17 protein-coding genes are annotated in these 16,897 nt (G+C 58.6%); 3 read left to right on the top strand and 14 right to left on the bottom strand.

Annotation, left to right across the window (positions count from 1 at the left end):
• The first annotated feature begins 100 nt into the window (after positions 1-100).
• Both J8G15_RS02805 and J8G15_RS02800 read left to right on the top strand, forming a co-directional pair.
• Positions 101-2,809: a cation-transporting P-type ATPase gene (locus tag J8G15_RS02805; RefSeq protein ID WP_210545972.1), complete on the top strand. Its 2,709-nt coding sequence runs from the start codon at positions 101-103 to the stop codon at positions 2,807-2,809.
• Entirely contained in the window at positions 2,810-3,340 is a 531-nt protein-coding gene (locus J8G15_RS02800) for a DUF2062 domain-containing protein (RefSeq protein WP_210545970.1), read from the top strand. It abuts the gene before it with no gap.
• A gap of 1 nt (position 3,341) precedes the next feature.
• On the opposite strand, the gene J8G15_RS02795 is transcribed toward J8G15_RS02800, so the two are convergent.
• The 10 genes from J8G15_RS02795 to J8G15_RS02750 form a co-directional block, all read right to left on the bottom strand.
• Complete coding sequence (locus J8G15_RS02795; protein ID WP_370627479.1) at positions 3,342-4,340, bottom strand: 2-hydroxyacid dehydrogenase; 999 nt, start codon at positions 4,338-4,340, stop codon at positions 3,342-3,344.
• 76 nt (positions 4,341-4,416) lie between these two features.
• On the bottom strand, positions 4,417-5,112 hold the full coding sequence (locus tag J8G15_RS02790) for a nitroreductase (RefSeq protein WP_210545969.1): 696 nt from the start codon (positions 5,110-5,112) through the stop codon (positions 4,417-4,419).
• Entirely contained in the window at positions 5,109-5,564 is a 456-nt protein-coding gene (locus tag J8G15_RS02785) for a thioesterase family protein (protein ID WP_210545967.1), read from the bottom strand. The genes J8G15_RS02790 and J8G15_RS02785 overlap by 4 nt, the downstream gene beginning before the upstream one ends.
• A gap of 91 nt (positions 5,565-5,655) precedes the next feature.
• Entirely contained in the window at positions 5,656-7,197 is a 1,542-nt protein-coding gene (ntrC, locus tag J8G15_RS02780) for a nitrogen regulation protein NR(I) (RefSeq protein ID WP_210545965.1), read from the bottom strand.
• Positions 7,198-7,237: 40 nt separating this feature from the next.
• Positions 7,238-8,350, bottom strand: a complete 1,113-nt coding sequence (gene glnL / locus J8G15_RS02775) for a nitrogen regulation protein NR(II) (RefSeq protein ID WP_210545963.1) — start codon at positions 8,348-8,350, stop codon at positions 7,238-7,240.
• Positions 8,331-8,837: a hypothetical protein gene (locus J8G15_RS02770; RefSeq protein ID WP_210545961.1), complete on the bottom strand. Its 507-nt coding sequence runs from the start codon at positions 8,835-8,837 to the stop codon at positions 8,331-8,333. The genes glnL and J8G15_RS02770 overlap by 20 nt, the downstream gene beginning before the upstream one ends.
• A gap of 163 nt (positions 8,838-9,000) precedes the next feature.
• On the bottom strand, positions 9,001-10,416 hold the full coding sequence (glnA, locus tag J8G15_RS02765; protein WP_210545959.1) for a type I glutamate--ammonia ligase: 1,416 nt from the start codon (positions 10,414-10,416) through the stop codon (positions 9,001-9,003).
• Positions 10,417-10,624: 208 nt separating this feature from the next.
• Positions 10,625-11,464 carry a molybdopterin-binding protein gene (locus J8G15_RS02760; RefSeq protein ID WP_210545957.1) on the bottom strand — a complete coding sequence of 280 codons (840 nt, stop codon included), beginning with the start codon at positions 11,462-11,464 and terminating at the stop codon, positions 10,625-10,627.
• Positions 11,430-12,338: an EI24 domain-containing protein gene (locus J8G15_RS02755; RefSeq protein WP_210545956.1), complete on the bottom strand. Its 909-nt coding sequence runs from the start codon at positions 12,336-12,338 to the stop codon at positions 11,430-11,432. Before J8G15_RS02755 ends, J8G15_RS02760 begins: the two co-directional genes overlap by 35 nt.
• 39 nt (positions 12,339-12,377) lie before the next feature.
• On the bottom strand, positions 12,378-13,121 hold the full coding sequence (locus J8G15_RS02750; protein ID WP_210545954.1) for a 16S rRNA pseudouridine(516) synthase: 744 nt from the start codon (positions 13,119-13,121) through the stop codon (positions 12,378-12,380).
• An 87-nt stretch (positions 13,122-13,208) separates the two neighbouring features.
• Between J8G15_RS02750 and J8G15_RS02745 the strand changes: the two genes are divergently transcribed.
• Positions 13,209-13,805 carry a 3'-5' exonuclease gene (locus J8G15_RS02745; protein ID WP_210545952.1) on the top strand — a complete coding sequence of 199 codons (597 nt, stop codon included), beginning with the start codon at positions 13,209-13,211 and terminating at the stop codon, positions 13,803-13,805.
• Positions 13,806-14,215: 410 nt separating this feature from the next.
• Here J8G15_RS02745 and J8G15_RS21805 read toward each other — a convergent pair whose 3' ends face one another.
• The 4 genes from J8G15_RS21805 to crcB form a co-directional block, all read right to left on the bottom strand.
• Positions 14,216-14,347, bottom strand: coding sequence for a hypothetical protein (locus J8G15_RS21805; RefSeq protein ID WP_255555741.1), 132 nt, complete (start codon positions 14,345-14,347; stop codon positions 14,216-14,218).
• A gap of 303 nt (positions 14,348-14,650) precedes the next feature.
• Positions 14,651-15,742, bottom strand: a complete 1,092-nt coding sequence (locus J8G15_RS02740; RefSeq protein WP_210545950.1) for an alpha/beta fold hydrolase — start codon at positions 15,740-15,742, stop codon at positions 14,651-14,653.
• Between the two features lie 335 nt (positions 15,743-16,077).
• Positions 16,078-16,290, bottom strand: a complete 213-nt coding sequence (locus tag J8G15_RS02735; RefSeq protein ID WP_210545947.1) for a hypothetical protein — start codon at positions 16,288-16,290, stop codon at positions 16,078-16,080.
• A 126-nt stretch (positions 16,291-16,416) separates the two neighbouring features.
• On the bottom strand, positions 16,417-16,800 hold the full coding sequence (gene crcB, locus J8G15_RS02730) for a fluoride efflux transporter CrcB (RefSeq protein WP_210545945.1): 384 nt from the start codon (positions 16,798-16,800) through the stop codon (positions 16,417-16,419).
• Positions 16,801-16,897 lie beyond the last annotated feature (97 nt).

Here is a 16,897-nt window from a genome sequence, read left to right as displayed (position 1 = left end):
TGTTGTTCAATTCCTCAGTCTTTATAGGTGTCTGGCCCAGATCAAGGGCCATGGGCGCAGGGGTCGGTATGATGATTTTTTACCCCAATTTGCTAACTCCATGACCACTCCGGCCGACGAACCTGATGCCCAAACGGTTTGGCACACACTCTCTGCCGCCGAGGCCCTGCATGCCCAGTCCGTGGACCCTCGGGTTGGATTGAGCCTTGAAGAGGCGATTCACCGCTTGGAGAAGTTTGGAAAAAACAGCTTGCCCGAATCGACACGGCGAGGCCCATGGTTGCGGTTTCTGCTTCAGTTTCACAACCCCTTGATCTACGTTCTGCTGGCAGCCGGGTTGGTGACGCTGGCCCTGAACGACTTTATTGATGCGGGCGTCATTGGAGGCGTGGTCCTGATCAACGCCATCATTGGCTTCGTGCAAGAGGGCAAGGCTGAAAAAGCCCTGGACGCCGTGCGCGCCATGTTGGCGAGTCGCGCCATCGTCCTGCGCGACGGTGAACGCCGGGAAATTGACGCCACCCTTCTGGTTCCCGGCGATGTGGTGCTGCTGGAGTCCGGCGTTCGTGTGCCCGCCGACCTGCGACTGTTTCGGATCAAGAACCTCAGAGTCAAGGAAGCCGCTCTAACCGGGGAGTCACTGCCGGTCGAAAAAACCCTGGATAGCGTGGGTCATAAATCACCTATTGGCGACCGCACCTGTATGGCGTACTCCGGCACGGTAGTCAGCTTTGGCCAGGCTCACGGCGTGGTGGTGAACACCGGACCCAGGAGTGAAATTGGACGCATTGGCGCGATGGTGGGCGAGGTGCAGTCACTCGTCACGCCGTTGACGCGGCGGCTTGACCAGTTTGCCAGGCAGATCACGGCGGCCATTTTGGTGGGCGCGATAGTCTCTTTTCTCATCGGCTACTACGTGCACGAGATGGCCTTGCTGGATATCTTTCTGGCCGTTGTGGGGCTGACCGTGGCGGCCATCCCGGAAGGGTTGCCGGCCATTGTGACCATCGTTCTGGCCATTGGCACGCGCACCATGGCCCGCAAAAATGCCATTGTTCGTCGTTTGCCTGCGGTAGAGACATTGGGCTCGGTCACCGTCATTTGCTCGGATAAAACCGGCACCCTCACCAAGAACGAGATGACTGCCGTGCGGGTCATGTTGCCGAACTGCACGTTGGCGGCCAGTGGCACCGGCTATGCCCCCGAGGGCGGATTCCAATGCGACGGCGTGGGCGTCATAGCTGTCCGGGAAGCTGCCCTGCAACAACTGGCCCAGTGTGCCCTGCTTTGCAACGACGCCCAACTGAAGAATGACGCCACCAAAGGTTGGCAGCTCGTCGGGGACCCAACCGAAGGAGCGCTGCTGACGTTGGCCCACAAGGCCGGGTTGGACCCTGTTGAAGCGCTCACCGCCGCGCCCCGAATCGATGAAATTCCGTTCGAGTCGGAGCATCGCTTCATGGCGACACTGCACCATGACCACCAAGGCCACGTCTTTGCCTTGCTCAAAGGCGCCCCGGAACGGGTGTTGGCTCTTTGCAACCAGGACGGCAGCAACACCGCGCTGGACCGGCCCAATTGGGAACGCCGCATGGAGGAGTCAGCCTGCGACGGACAGCGTGTGCTGGCACTGGCCCGGTGCGACATGGCCGCTGGCACGGCCGCCTTGAACATGAGCGACATGACCGAGCGCTTTACCTTGCTCGGCTTGGTGGGGCTGATCGACCCACCCCGCGAGGAAGCCATCGCGGCCGTGGCCGAATGCCAACGCGCAGGCATGCGGGTGAAGATGATCACAGGCGACCATGCAGTGACTGCCGCAGCCATTGGGCGCCAGTTGGGACTGAGGGCGGACAAGGCCGTCACTGGCGAAATGGTGCAAGCCCTCTCTGATCAGGCTCTACAAAAGGTCGCTCAAGACACGGATGTCTTTGCCCGCGCCAGCCCTGAGCACAAGCTGCGGCTGGTCGCCGCCCTGCAAGCCCTGGGCGAACTGGTCGCCATGACGGGAGACGGCGTGAACGACGCCCCGGCGCTCAAAGCCGCCAACATCGGCATTGCAATGGGGAAAAACGGCACTGACGCCGCCCGTGAAGCGGCAGACCTGGTGCTCACGGACGACAACTTTGCCACCATTGCGCACGCGGTCCGCGAGGGGCGCGTGGTCTTTGACAACATCAAGAAATCACTGCTGTTCATTCTGCCCACCAGCTGCGGCGAAGCGGGCGTCATTCTTCTTGCCATCTTTGCCGGCATTCCCTTGCCGGTGACGGCAGGCCAAATTCTCTGGGTCAACATGATCACCGCCGTGACCCTCTCTCTTGCGCTGGCCTTTGAGCCCGCAGAACCGGGTGTCATGGACCGCCCGCCCCGCCGGCCAAGTGAACCGCTTATTACTCGCGTGCTGGGCTCCCGCATTGCTTATGTGAGCTTGCTAATGGTGATCGTCACCTTTGCCATCTTTGAGTGGGAGTTGGCGCGTGGCAGCAGCCTGGAGGTCGCACGCACTGCAGCCGTCAATATGCTCGTCATGGGTGAACTGGTGTACCTTTTCAACGTTCGCAATTTCACGACGTCAGCCTTCTCCTGGAGAATCCTGACGGACAATCCGGTTGCACTCTGGATGTGCGCCCTGCTGGTAGGCTTCCAGCTGTTGATGACCTACGCCCCACCCATGCAAACCCTTTTCCAAACCGCAGCCTTGGATCTCAGTTCCTGGCTGGTCATTTTTGGCCTGGGCCTTCTCAAGTTTTTGGCGGTGGAGCTTGAAAAAGGACTTTGGCGGCACTTCAATGTGCGGAGCATGTGAATGGGCTGGCTCGCACGACTTCGCCAGCATATTCCCACCCGGGAACAGATTCACAACAATCCCCGCCTGGCCTGGCTAGGGCCCTGGCTGAAAGAGCCCAAGCTGTGGCACTGGTCACGCCGGGGCGTGGCCATGGGGGTGGCATTGGGCGTGTTCTTTGGCCTGATCATCCCGGTAGCTCAGATTCCCGCATCGGTTGCAGCGGCAGTGGTCATGAGGGCGAACATTCCAGCGGCGATTGCCAGCACACTGGTAAGCAACCCGGTGACGTTTGGCCCCATCTATTACGGCGCCTACAAATTGGGCGTTGTGGTTACCGGCGCGAAAAAGACAGCCAGCCCCAAAGATCTCCTCGCCTCGACCGAGGTCGACGAGGACGCCGGCCTGTGGACGCGGGTTGCCGCCTTGGGCAAGCCCTTGTTGGTGGGCTTGTCCATCACGGCGGTCCTCATGGGCCTGCTCACCTACGGGGTGATCACGCTGATCTGGCGCTGGCGCACCGTCACCAAGCGACGCAGTCGCAAGCGCTGAACTAGCGACAAGTGGCTGACAGCACCTCCGGGTTCAAAGGCGTCAGGGCCTTGCCACGACACAGAAACCCAATCAGGTTGTCGGCCGCCAAATGCGCCATTGCCAGGCGGGTGGCCTGCGTGGCGCTGGCAATGTGAGGGGTCAGCACCACGTTAGGCACCGTCAACAAATCCGGGTGAACCTGAGGCTCTCCTTCAAAGACATCCAGACCCGCGGCCGCAATCGTGCCGTTTTTCAGGGCGACTGCCAACGCGGCGTCGTCCACAATGCCGCCCCGTGCAATATTGATCAACGTGGCGGTGGGCTTCATCTGGCTCAGTTCCGCCTGCCCAATGGCGTGGTGCGATGACTCGGAGTAAGGCAAGACCAACACCAGATGATCTGCCTGCGCCAATAACTCGTCTTTGCTGACAAATCGGGCCTTGCATTGAGCCTCGGTTGCCTCGTCAAGCCGAGAACGATTGTGGTAAATCACCTTCATGCCAAAGCCGTGTGCGCCGCGTTGGGCAATGCCCTGGCCAATGCGCCCCATGCCCAGAATGCCCAGAGTGCTGCCATGCACTTCGCCACCGGCGAACATGTCATAGCGCCAGCGGTTCCACAAGCCGGCTCTCAAAAAGCGTTCGCTCTCGGCGATGCGTCGTGCGGTGGCCATGAGCAAGGCAAACCCGAAGTCAGCGGTGGTCTCAGTCAAAACGCCCGGGGTATTGGTGCCGAGCACGCCGGCCGCGGTCATGGCGGCCAGGTCAAAGTTGTTAAAACCCACGGCCATATTGGCGCAGACCTTCAACTCAGGGCATACCGCCAGCAACGCCGCGTCCACACGCTGGCTCCCCGTGGTGAACACGCCCACTTTGCCCTGCAACTGCTGCGCCAGCTTCTCGGGCGTCCAAAGCACATCATCCTGATTGCTCTGCACCTCAAAATGAGTGTCAAGCTTGGCCAACACCTCGGGGAAAACAGCTCTGGCAACCAGAATTTTTGGTTTCTTAGGAATCATAGAAAAATAAGCCTCCAGCCTTTGTTTTACATGCGTAACAAGCTATATATTTAATAGCAAAAATAACCCACCAGCATTAGTCCAACCAATGGGTGAACTCCTCAACCGGCACGCGTGGGGTATGGTAAGTGTTGACTACTTTGGTTTCGTCCGCATAGCCCAAGGACATACCGCACACCAGCATCTCGTTCTCTCCGGCACCAATATGGGGCAAGATGATCTTGGCAAACCCATTCCAGGCCGCTTGCGGGCAGGTGTGCAACCCTAGGCCGCGGGCGGCCACCATGATGTTTTGCATGAACATGCCGTAGTCAACCAATGATCCCCGGCCCATGACCTGGTCGATGGTGAACATGAATCCCACTGGGGCGTCAAAAAATTTGAAATTGCGCTGCTGCTGCGCGTGCATCTTGTCTTTGTCGCCTTTGCCAATGTCCAACAAGCCATACAGGCCCCAGCCGTTTTCGCGGCGACGGTCAATATAGGGACTGACCCACTTTTCAGGGTAATAGTCGTAGGCCTCCCGGTATTCGGCGGCCAATTCAGGTTGCGCGCGAATGGCGTCGTGGGCGGTACAGACCTTGTCCACCAGCGAAGCCTGACTCGCGCCCTGCAACACATATACCTTCCAAGGCTGGGTGTTGGTACCCGAAGGCGCCCGACAGGCGATCTGCAGCAGTTGGGTGATCAATTCCCGCGAAACAGGTTGGGAGGTAAAAGCTCGCGCCGACATGCGCGAGGTAATGGCATCTGCCACGTTCATGAGTGTCATAAAAGGGTCTCAAGAACAGTTTTCAAAGGGCTAGGCAACGGCTGTGGCCGGCGGCTTACTTTGTCCACATACACATGGACAAAGTGGCCCCGAGCGGCGGTGAGGGCCTCGCCAGCGGCAAACAGGCCAACTTCGTAACGAACACTGCTCCCGCCAAGTCGACTCACCCGAATGCCAGCCTCCACCGTTTGCGGGAAAGCCAGCGGTGAAAAATAGTTGCATTGGGTCTCGATCACTAGGCCAATCGTCTCGCCCTGGTGAATGTCCAACACGCCCTGCTCGATCAGGTAGGCATTCACAGCGGTGTCAAACCAACTGTAATAGACCACGTTGTTGACATGACCGTAGGCATCGTTGTCCATCCAGCGAGTGCCAATGGACCGAAAGACCTTGTAAGCGCTGCGTGGCGCAGGTTGGGGGCGTTCGGTGGTTGCAGAGTTCATGGCCTTCATTTTGCCAGCGTGTGAAGACTCCCACCTGAACCGGCGCTACGCGGCGCCAGGCGCACTTGGGCCACTGTGCATTGCCGCCTGACCATAGGCTTTATTCCAAGCCAAGCTCCTGGATTTTCCGGGTGATGGTATTGCGCCCAATGCCAAGTTTGAGTGCGGCTTCAATGCGCCGGCCACGAGTTGCCGTCAAAGCGGTTTGTATCAAGCGCGCCTCAAATCGGCGTGTCAACTCATCCCACACGTCGGTTCGGTCCGTGGCCAGCAGGGCCGCTGCGTCAGACTCCAAGCCCAACTCCCAGCCGCTTCCGGTTGGAACAGTAGCGGGGGTCGAAGTCTCTGCCACTTCGTCGAGGGGCGGAGCACTCGCTGCTCCGATTTGGGCCGGTTCTGCCCACTTTTCCACCGGGCTGGCCGCAAACACCGTGGGCAGAACGGGCGGTGAATCGACTGCCGCCACATTCGTGCGCTGTGTCACACCAACCTCTGGTGGCAAATCTTTAGGCTCAATGACTTGCGCAGGTGCCATGACAGTTAGCCAATGGCAGATGTTCTCAAGTTGCCGCACGTTGCCAGGAAAGCCAAAAGTCCCCAGCCAGCCCAGCGCGGCATCTGAAATTCGCTTGGGCTCTACCCCAAGCTGGGCGGCGCTTTGCTGCAAGAAGTGGCGGGTCAACATGGCGATGTCTTCTTTGCGCTCCCGCAGGGCCGGCAGTCGAAGGCGGATCACGTTGAGCCGGTGAAACAGGTCTTCCCGAAAACCGCCTTCTTTGACACGTTGCTCCAGATTCTGGTGCGTGGCGGCAATGACCCTCACATTGGTTTTGACGGCGGAATGACCGCCCACACGATAAAAGTGGCCATCACTCAGCACCCGCAGCAAACGGGTTTGCAAATCGAAGGGCATGTCCCCAATTTCGTCCAGAAACAGCGTGCCGCCATCGGCCTGCTCAAACCGGCCGCGCCGCATGGTTTGCGCCCCGGTGAACGCGCCACGCTCATGCCCAAACAACTCCGACTCCAGTAAATCCTTGGGAATAGCCGCCGTGTTGATGGCCACAAACGGCCCACCTGAACGCGTGGAGTGCTTGTGCAAAGCGCGGGCGACCAACTCCTTGCCAGAACCCGATTCGCCAGTGATCATGACCGTGACATTGCTCTGACTCAAGCGGCCAATGGCCCGAAAGACATCTTGCATGGCGGGTGCCTGACCCAGCATTTCTGGCGTTTGGGCCAAGCTCTCCTCGGCCACTTCTTCGCGCTGGCTTTCCTCAACCGCGCGCCGAATCAGTTCAACGGCCTTCGGCACGTCAAACGGCTTGGGCAGGTATTCGAAAGCCCCACCTTGGAAAGCGGAAACGGCACTATCCAGATCGGAATAAGCCGTCATGATGATCACGGGCAGGCCAGGGAACTTCTCCTTGACCTTTTCCAGCAGATCCAGACCTGAACCGCCAGGCATGCGAATGTCGCTGACCAAGATCTGTGGGCCATCTTCTTCCGTGGCGCTGGTCAGGGCCGCCAGTACATCTCGGGGGTTGGTGAAGCTGCGGGTCGGCAGGTTTTCACGCAACAGGGCTTTCTCCAGTACGAAGCGGATGGACTGGTCATCATCTGCGATCCAAATCGGCTTCATAAAATTGGGGCACCTCAGGTCAACGGTTAATGGACAAAGCTCACGGCAAAGGTATCAATATCTTGAAGTCCGTGTGGCCTGGCACGCTGTCACACTCAATCAAGCCATGGTGTTGCTGAACAAAGGTTTGTGCCAATGTCAGCCCCAAGCCCGATCCCCCTTCCCGCCCGGAAACCAGCGGATAGAAGATTCGGTCCTTGATCGAGTCTGGTACGCCAGGCCCGTTGTCAATGACATGCAATTCCAATGCCAACCTGTAGCGTTGTTTGCCAAAAGTTACCTGTCTTGCGATACGCGTGCGAAATGTCAAGTGGGCTTGCTTGTCTGCAATCAGCTCCGACAAGGCCTGACAGGCGTTGTGCGCAATGTTCAACACCGTTTGAATCAACTGTTCCCGGTCACCACGAAACTCGGGAATCGAGGTGTCATAGTCCCGCACCACTTTCAGACCCTTGGGAAATTCTGCCAAGATCAAAGTACGCACACGCTCGCACACCTCATGGATGTTGACGTCACCCACCAAATGCGGGCGCCGGTGCGGTGCCAGCAATCGATCCACCAGCGTTTGTAGACGGTCGGCCTCCCGGATGATGACCTGGGTGTACTCCGTGAGTTCACGGGACTCTATTTCCATCTCCAGCAACTGGGCAGCGCCCCGTATGCCGCCTAGCGGATTCTTGATCTCATGCGCCAGATTGCGAATGAGCTCCTTGTTGGTCTGCGCCTGGTCCGCCAAGCGCTCCTCCCGCTCCTGACGTGCTTGCTGCTCTTGCGGCAGCAGCTCAACAATGATTTCCCGCGAGTTGTCGGTTTGCGACACGATCACATGCACGGGCAGCGCATCATGGTTCACCCGCTTGAGCCAGGCGTCATAGCGCAAAGCAGCAAACTCGTTGCCGCTCACGCCAATCAAAGCACTCTCAAGTGGCGATGTTTCTGTGAAATGGTCGGCCAAATTGGCCCCGATGATGGCCCGGCGAGACATGCCCAAGGCATCTTCCAGCACGGCATTGGCAAATAGCACCTCGCCCTCGCCATTCACAACGGCAACCAGTGTGGCAAGAAGGTCAAAGGAAGAAAAGCGGTGACTGTCGTCAACACTCTTCGGGCTATCAGAGAGAATTGGCCGAGACCTACTTGGCGCCGGAACCATTTGAAACCCGCCCCAACTCGCGCCGGATACCGGCAATGTCGCTCTCAATTCGGGACAAACTGGCCTTCAGCTCAGCGACGCGGTTGATGTATTTTTGGTGGTTGCGGGCTTCGCCGCCTTGCTGGTCGGGCTCACCGTTCTTGTACTCCTTCGACAGCTCTGCTTGGCGGGCCTCAGCCTTCTTGAGTTCTGACTCCAGAATAAGACGGGCATCCGAGTCCCGGAACTTTTGCTCGCTGCTGTCCACACGGGGGCTGTTGGCAGGCGCGGCTGCGCTGGAGATCGAGGGTGTGCTCTTGGCGGCAGGTGCCGGTTTGGTGCCCTGAATCACCGTCACATTGCCGCCTTCGACCAACTTGCAATCTTTGGCCTGACGTCCGGTCAGGGTGTTGGTGTACTCGTTGCCACAACGGTATATGCGCTCTTGCGCCATGCTGTTGGTGGCACAAAAAGCCAGAGCCAGAGTAATCAATATTGCATGGTTCATGGGTGCGTTACGCGTCCAATCTGTGACTTGAATAAAACTGCCAGTATGCGTCAAGCAAACACGCTGCGGCCTTTCAAGTTTCGCACAATGAAAAAAGGACGGCCAGAGCCGTCCTTTTGTTGCCACAAGGTGTAACGGGTTACACCTTGACGGGCTCGCTGAATTAGAGCGAGTAGTACATGTCGAACTCAGCGGGGTGAGTCGCTGCGCGCAAACGGGTTACTTCCTGCATCTTCAGATCAATGTAGGCATCCAGGTAGGAGTCAGTGAACACGCCGCCTTTGGTCAGGAACGCGCGATCGGCATCCAGACATTCCAGCGCCTGGTCCAGGCTGTGGCACACAGTCGGGATCAACTTGTCTTCTTCCGGTGGCAAGTGGTACAGATCCTTGCTGGCGGCTTCGCCGGGGTGAATCTTGTTTTCCACGCCGTCCAGACCCGCCATCAACAAGGCCGAGAAGCCGAGGTAAGGGTTCATCAGTGGATCGGGGAAACGAGCCTCAACGCGACGACCTTTGGGGTTAGCCACGAACGGAATCCGGATGGAGGCCGAGCGGTTCTTAGCCGAGTAAGCCAGCTTGACCGGTGCCTCATAGTGAGGAACCAGGCGCTTGTAGCTGTTAGTACCGGGATTGGTGATGGCGTTCAGGGCACGAGCGTGCTTGATGATGCCGCCGATGTAGTACAGGGCGAAATCAGACAAACCAGCATAGCCGTCGCCTGCGAACAGGTTTTTGCCGTCTTTCCAGACCGACTGGTGCACGTGCATGCCGGAACCGTTGTCACCAACGATGGGTTTTGGCATGAAAGTGGCAGTTTTTCCATAAGCATGCGCCACGTTGTGGACCACATACTTTTGCAGCTGAACCCAGTCAGCGCGCTGAACCAGCGTGCTGAATTTGGTGCCAATTTCCATCTGGCCAGCATTAGCCACTTCGTGGTGGTGCACTTCAACCGGGATACCCAGTTGCTCCAGCACCAGACACATCTCAGAACGCATGTCCTGGAAGCTGTCAACGGGTGGCACGGGGAAGTAACCACCTTTAACTGTCGGACGATGGCCGGAATTGCCGTGCTCAAATTCTTTGCTTGAACTCCAAGCCCCTTCTTCAGAATCAATCTTGTAGAAAGCGCCCGACATGTCGTTGCCCCAACGCACGCCGTCAAACACGAAGAACTCTGGCTCTGGACCAAAGTAAGCGGTGTCACCAAAGCCGGAGGCCTTCATGTAAGCCTCAGCGCGCTTGGCCAAAGAGCGGGGATCGCGCTCGTAGGCTTTACCGTCGGCTGGGTCGATGACGTCGCAGCTCAAAATCATCGTGGCTTCTTCAAAGAAGGGGTCGATGTTGGCGGTGTTTGGATCAGGCATCAGCTGCATGTCGGAGGCTTCAATACCCTTCCAACCAGCGATGGACGAACCGTCAAACGCGTGTCCGTCGGTAAATTTCTCTTCGTCGAAGTGAGAAACAGGCACGGTCACGTGCTGCTCTTTACCGCGGGTATCGGTGAAGCGGAAGTCAACAAACTTGACTTCGTTCTCTTTCACCATCTTCATGACGTCTGCGACGGTCTTGGCCATCAAATACTCCTGGTTGATTCGTTGTGAAAAAAGGTACGTTTAGGCAAATGCAGGTTTTGTGCCAAGTTCGTGACTGGCCAAATTCACCCAGCCTGCTATTCTGCCCTGAGATTGCCCAAGATTTGGGGCATTCGCAATCCTGTCAGCCGCCGATTACGGCGCATTTGCACCAAAATGGTGCAAATGCAAAAAGCACCGTATTGATGCGTTATTTCTGCACCAATTCTGGGCCCAATCGAGCATCAAAGCCTTTCAGTCCGCTCAGCAGCACCGCATAGGCTTGGGACACCAGCGCTGGCTCGCCCTTGACCCCCAATTCAATGTGGCGACCGTACTGGGGATGATCCACGCTGGGCAAGCTGAACACCTTCACGCCCGCAAACGCTTTCTCGATCTCTTCCATCAAGGGCGTCAGGGTGGCTTCCATGGCACCAAAAACAATCACGGACTGCTCGATCCAGGTCGACACCTTGTGCAGGTGCGGGTAATGTGTGTCCAGCACCCACTCCATCATCGGCCAAGCCATGACCGGAAAGCCGGGCACAAAATGAACCGTGCCGCAGGTGAAACCCGGGATTTTGTTAAACGGATTGGGAATGATCTCGGCCCCGACAGGAAACACGCCCATGTTCAGACGGTGAATATTGTCCGGGCGGTTCGCCTCATAAACCGTGCCCTGCTCGATCGCAGATTCCTGCATTCTCTGCCGAATTAAAGCTTCGGCCTGCGTGTGAAGCGCCAAACTCAAGCCTTGAGCCCGGGCCGCACATTGCCGGGTGTGGTCATCGGGCGTGGCGCCAATGCCACCGGTCGAAAACACAACATCGCCTGAGGCAAACGCCCGTTTCAGGGTCGCCGTGATGCGATCGGGTGAGTCGCCCACGTACTCGGCGTAATCCAGCTGAAGGCCCCGTGCCTTGAGCAACTCAATGACTTTAGGAAGGTGTTTGTCCGTCCGTTTTCCGGACAAAATTTCGTCTCCGACAATGATCAGCCCAAAGCGGGCGTCGGGCTTAACGGAGGGCGGGAGGCTGGGTGGTTGAGTCATCCGCCAATGTTACTGCGTCAACGTCAACCACGGAGGCTGGCAGCGCCGCTACCAAAGGCGCTGTGGCAACCGTTTGTGCCGTGTTGGCACGCAGCGTGTGAAGCGCCGCCAGACAGTAATGCGCAAACCAGAGCGACGAAAACGCAAACACCAGCGTGTAAATCCAGATCGCAATCGGAACCAAAACCACAAACGCGGCCGCAAACAGGGCACCAGACGCCCATAGCAGGCTGGGCGCTGCCCCCAAGAAGCCGCAAAACACACCAATGCCCAGCAGCCAACTGCGATGTTGTTTAAAAAGAAGTTGGCGCTCTTCTGCACTGGCGTGCTCGGCCAGGGCGTCAAACGCCATCACCCGGTAGGTCAGCCAGCCCCAGATCAAGGGCGGCAACACCAGTACCAGCGGGGGTACCAGCCAAAGGGGGATGGACACAATCAAAGCCACCACGGCCAGCAAGGTGGAGCCAAATGACCAAATCAAGCTGCGCGCCAATGAGCCGCCATGTTTTCGTTCCAACAGGGGGAAGCGCCGCTCAGCCACCAAACTGGTCAACGCAGGCGTCATCAGCACAGCGACAAGCAACAGTGAGAGCACCACAATGACCGGCGTCACAGCAAAGATCACCACCATCGGCGCCAACACCATCTTGATGCTGCCCGCCCCCACGCTTTGGAGCCAGTCCCACACCGTGTTGACCGTGGACGACGCCTCCAGCATCTCGCGCACCCAGTCCAACGCTGGCTCCCAGTAGTAATAGCCCAGGCCCAGCGCCAGCGCCACCATCACCACCAGCGGAAGAAAAGACAAAGCAATCACGCGCGGACGCAGGCAGTAGCCCACGGCGCGCCAGAAGGAATCAAAAAACAAGGTCATGAAGAAAGTCTCGCTCTCGCTGTGGGTCTGCTGTGGCCGTTAATTCTGAATACTGGCCAGATCGGCCTGGCTCAACCAACGCCATTGGCCCGGCCCCAAATCGTCGGGCAGACGAAGCCCGCCAATTTGCGAACGATGCAATGCCTCAACCCGGTTGCTCACCGCCGCCACCATGCGTTTGACCTGGTGGTATTTACCTTCCGTCAGCGTCAACCGCAGATGGTGGCTGGACACAGCCTCACAGGCGGCAGCCAGCACCGGCTTGGGGTCGTCGTCCAGCACCACGCCTGACAAAAGCATGTTGACCTGCACCTCGTCCAGCGGGTGCTTCACCGTGACTTCATACACCTTGGGCACGTGGTGGCGTGGCGAACTCATGCGGTGGATGAACTTGCCATCGTCCGTGAGCAGCAGCAGCCCTGTCGTGTCTTGGTCCAGCCGCCCGACCGCTTGCACACCCTGCACGGCCCCCTTTTGCGGGCGAAGACGCAGCGGCGACGGCAAGAGGGTGTAAATGCTGGGGTAAGTGGACGGTTTCTGCGAGCACTCGGTCGCCGTGGGTTTGTTGAGCAAGATGTAGGCTTTCTCCTGAAACGGCCAGTCCACACCCTGCACCCTGAAGCGCAGGCCATCCGCTACAAAATCAGTAGCTGACTCCGCACAGGGGACGGGCGGTAGAGCCTCATTTGACTCATAAACCTGAACCAACCCTTGTTGAATCAAGCCAGCGCACACGCGGCGCGTACCAAAGCCTTGGGAAAAAAGAATGTCTTGTATCTGCATGCACCGAGTATCGCAAAGCCGCCCCCAGCATTCGACCCAGTGCCGCATCAAAAGGTTAAGCTCACCTCACACACCAAAGCGCCACTCATGAAAACTTTGTACAGCACCCCCAGCAAGGAAGAGATCGCCTTGCTGCCCGAATTTCCCCGCCTGCCCATCAGCCGGATTACATTGGTCAGCACCGAATCGCAAGCTATTGAAGCGCGCGACGCCTTGCTGCAAACCCGGAACTGGGGTTTTGACACCGAGTCAAAACCAACGTTCGTCAAAGACCAGGCGTCAGAGGGGCCGCACATTCTTCAACTCTCAACCTTGGACAAAGCCTGGGTGTTTCAGCTCCATGACTTGGCTTGCCGCAGTGTGGCTGCACAACTGCTCGCCCTGCCCGGCTACACCAAAGCCGGCTTTGGCCTGGGCGACGACCGTCGGCGCATCATTCACAAACTGGGCGTTGACCCGGCCGATGTGCTGGAACTCAACACGGTCTTTCAGGCCCGTGGCTACCGAAAAGACATGGGCATCAAAGGCGGTATCGCGGTGCTATTCAACCAACGCTTCGCCAAGTCCAAGAAAGCCGCCACCTCCAACTGGTCCATGCCACAGCTGACGCCATCGCAACTGACCTACGCCGCCAATGATGCGTATGGCGCCATTCAGGTGTTTCATGCCTTGAGGCTGAGTTGAGCCCACTCTATTTCACCCGTTCAATTGCAAAGGCTGCCTGAGACCAAAGCATGAATCTGAGAGGGATTGCGGCGATGCCTGTCAATAGAGCCTGAGGCAGCTATAGGCCCAAAAGAATCGTTCGACTATTGGAACTGCTTGCTCCAGACCGGCCGTTCAGGTATGACGTGGACTGTCAGCAATGTGCAACGAATTTCAGCAGATCGAATACCGGCGATCGGCCATCAGCAGGCATTCAGCAATGGCCGGTTCGGGGTGGCCTGATCCGCGGCATTTCGGTGGATCCGTGACTGCGTTTGCAATGGAAATGCACCCTCGAACTGATCCAGAAATTGCGCGCAACGCTGCCAATCAAAGGTGAATCAAGAGCAGAACGAGCAACTGAAGCGGCGAAGTCGCCAGCGCTACGGTCAGCACGAAGCTACGCCAACCGGACGCCAGGCAACCTTGCTGCTGTACCAGCCCGGCACGAACAGCACGACGCCGCCGCTGCCAGACTCGGTGAAATAGATCCCGATCAGAGCGGTCGGAACCGTTGCCATATCGATTCAATAGTAGGGTACGTAACGATCAGGTCGCTCAGCGCGGCGGCATTCTGACTGCCAGCAGCGTTGCAGCCAGCTCATCACATAACGCCACACTGGGCGATGCGCCGGCTTGGCAGCCCTCACGACAGGCAAAGGGAACGTTTGATACAAGTGCGACATGGGACCTCCAGTGCGTCAGAGTTTCGATGGGGTTCATTCAATCGAATCAAAGCACTTGGCGCGAGAGGCCGTTGTCCCGATCAGGGCTGGATGCGGACCGAACCGCTCCAAATGGCGGGACTCATGTCCCGAGTTGACTCAGCGCGGCAGCGGTTGGATACCGAAACCCTCCTCGCGCGCATGCACGATGGCCTGTGCACGTGTGGCCACGTCGAGCTTGCTAAACACTGCGGAGACCTTGTTGCGCACTGTTTTCTCGGCTAGGCCGAGGTGCGCCGCGATCTGCAAATTGTCCAGGCCATGCGCCAGCAATTCGACGAGCGCCCGCTCGCTCGGGCTCAGGTTCTTGAACGCCGACCCATGGCGCGGGCTCGCATCGTGTTCATCGAGAAAGGACTGGATCTCGCCAAAACAATGGGCGAAGGCCGGCTCGCCAGCCAGCAGCGCATGGTTGCGGCTCTCCAGCGGCACGAAACGTGCGCCGGGGATCAATCCGGCAGTTCGTCGGCCTTCCTCGAACGGCACGCGGGCATCGCCGCGGGCATGCAGAACCAGCGCAGGGCAAGCGATGCGGGCGGCCAAGGCTGTCACGTCGATCTGGCCGAAGGCGGCGACGACGCGCGCTGCATGTTCTGGGCTGGTCGAAAGTCGCTCGAGTTCGTTGAACCAGTCAACCTGTTCAGGCGACCCGTCGGGAATGAACAAGGAGGTGAACACCTGGCGAAACGCCGGGTTGTCGCGCCCCCAGCCCACCTTGATCATCTCGACCAGCAGTTTGGCCTCCTTGACCTGTGCCTGCGTCGGGTCGCGACGCATCGGTCCACGCGAGTAGCCTCCCAGCAGCACCAGGCAGGAGACGCGCTGTGGGTGGCGCACAGCGTAGTCGATGGCAATTGCGGCACCCTGCGAACAGCCGATCAGCGCAAAGCGCGTCAGCCCGGCGGCGTCCACCACAGCCTCGAGGTCGGCCACCCAGGCGTCGAGCGTCTGCGGTGCCGGATCCAGGTCCGACAGACCGCATCCCCGTCCGTCATAACGAACCAACTGGCGGTGGCGGCTGAGTTCGACCAGCCAGGGATGCCAGACGGGGCTGCCGAGGTCGAAGTCGATGTGGGTGAAGAAGTGGGCCGCGCGCACCAGTGCCGGACCGCGGCCGATGGTCGCGTAGGCAATGCGCAATCCGTCCAGAGACTGGCAGAAGCGGATCGATTGTTCGAGGTCAGACTTCACGTACAGATCTTAGTCCCCCGGTGTCGACGCGGTCGAATTCGATCGAGGCACATAACGGTACTGAGCCTAGTCGCACTTGAACCGCCGCCATGTCGCCATGTCGCCATGGGTACCTAGGCCCTCTCAAGAAGGCACTCGTCGTCCCTCCATCACCCCAAACTGCTGCAGCGCTGCTGGCGCCGAGATTCCACGCAGAACTACAAACCACTTTATCCACGTGTCCACACACGAATGGAATCGTCAAACGATGGAAATCATCCGCGCAACATGCAGCCCTTGGAGTTGTCTACGCATTGGAGGAACGGATCAAGGTTCAGCCGAGTGTCGCTAACCCCTCAAGCGGAACGCCAACGGCAGGCATGCAGGCACGGTCCGCACACTTCGAGGTCATCGCTGGCCCAGCTCCCTCGTGCGAGCGACTGCTCCTGGGCGTCGAAATCAGCGTAGTGAATGTCGCTGGTGGGTCGATTGCCGGCACACACACAACCAGCAACTGCCCAGCGCCAAAATTCATGCAATTGGGCTGCCAGATAGCGGGTATTCGCCATTGACTCCTCCCGCCCGCGTTGGAGTCATTCAATGCTTGGAAAAAGAACCGGGGGTCAAACGTTCTTTGCGATGAATCTCAGCACTGCACCCAGTGCAGAACCGACTCTGACAACGAAAGTACCCGATTAACTGCGCGTTGCCAAGAACATCGTGACCGACTTCATGCCCGCCACCGTCAAGGCCAGCGAGCCAAACAGGTGCACGCCGGCCGTCCCCATGGCCAGCGCGTAACGCTGCTGACCCAACATCGCGACCACCTCCGCAGAGAAGCTGGAGAAGGTGGTGAGCGCCCCCAGAAAACCAGTGACCAGCAGCAGACGCCACGCCGGGTCCAATTGCGGCAGTGCCTGAAACACGGCCACGGCCACCCCCACCAGGTAGCCGCCCAACAGATTGGCGGTCAGGGTGCCCCATGGGATAACGCCGCCCGGGCTGAGCCACAGGCCAAGACCCCAACGCGCCAGCGCACCAACGCTGGCTCCCATGCAAATAGCGATTACGGACATCATGATGATCGGATCATAGGCGCCACCGGGCTGGGTTCATGGCCAGCTTTCGTACTTTCAGTCAAATGCGCCCCATGCTGCGGCCACCAAGATTGCACAT

Source organism: Rhodoferax sp. PAMC 29310, assembly GCF_017948265.1.
Taxonomy (GTDB): Bacteria; Pseudomonadota; Gammaproteobacteria; order Burkholderiales; family Burkholderiaceae_C; genus Rhodoferax.
Note: the sequence above shows the minus strand (reverse complement) of the source record. Positions and strands in the feature narration are given on the sequence as shown.

Bases quoted from the DNA above. Each gene is read 5' to 3' on its own strand.
- J8G15_RS02805 (WP_210545972.1), top strand. From the start codon at position 101: ATGACCACTCCGGCCGACGAACCTGATGCCCAAACGGTTTGGCACACA.
- J8G15_RS02800 (WP_210545970.1), top strand. From the start codon at position 2,810: ATGGGCTGGCTCGCACGACTTCGCCAGCATATTCCCACCCGGGAACAG.
- J8G15_RS02795 (WP_370627479.1), bottom strand. From the start codon at position 4,340: ATGATTCCTAAGAAACCAAAAATTCTGGTTGCCAGAGCTGTTTTCCCC.
- J8G15_RS02790 (WP_210545969.1), bottom strand. From the start codon at position 5,112: ATGACACTCATGAACGTGGCAGATGCCATTACCTCGCGCATGTCGGCG.
- J8G15_RS02785 (WP_210545967.1), bottom strand. From the start codon at position 5,564: ATGAAGGCCATGAACTCTGCAACCACCGAACGCCCCCAACCTGCGCCA.
- ntrC (WP_210545965.1), bottom strand. From the start codon at position 7,197: ATGAAGCCGATTTGGATCGCAGATGATGACCAGTCCATCCGCTTCGTA.
- glnL (WP_210545963.1), bottom strand. From the start codon at position 8,350: ATGGTTCCGGCGCCAAGTAGGTCTCGGCCAATTCTCTCTGATAGCCCG.
- J8G15_RS02770 (WP_210545961.1), bottom strand. From the start codon at position 8,837: ATGAACCATGCAATATTGATTACTCTGGCTCTGGCTTTTTGTGCCACC.
- glnA (WP_210545959.1), bottom strand. From the start codon at position 10,416: ATGGCCAAGACCGTCGCAGACGTCATGAAGATGGTGAAAGAGAACGAA.
- J8G15_RS02760 (WP_210545957.1), bottom strand. From the start codon at position 11,464: ATGACTCAACCACCCAGCCTCCCGCCCTCCGTTAAGCCCGACGCCCGC.
- J8G15_RS02755 (WP_210545956.1), bottom strand. From the start codon at position 12,338: ATGACCTTGTTTTTTGATTCCTTCTGGCGCGCCGTGGGCTACTGCCTG.
- J8G15_RS02750 (WP_210545954.1), bottom strand. From the start codon at position 13,121: ATGCAGATACAAGACATTCTTTTTTCCCAAGGCTTTGGTACGCGCCGC.
- J8G15_RS02745 (WP_210545952.1), top strand. From the start codon at position 13,209: ATGAAAACTTTGTACAGCACCCCCAGCAAGGAAGAGATCGCCTTGCTG.
- J8G15_RS21805 (WP_255555741.1), bottom strand. From the start codon at position 14,347: ATGGCAACGGTTCCGACCGCTCTGATCGGGATCTATTTCACCGAGTCT.
- J8G15_RS02735 (WP_210545947.1), bottom strand. From the start codon at position 16,290: ATGGCGAATACCCGCTATCTGGCAGCCCAATTGCATGAATTTTGGCGC.
- crcB (WP_210545945.1), bottom strand. From the start codon at position 16,800: ATGATGTCCGTAATCGCTATTTGCATGGGAGCCAGCGTTGGTGCGCTG.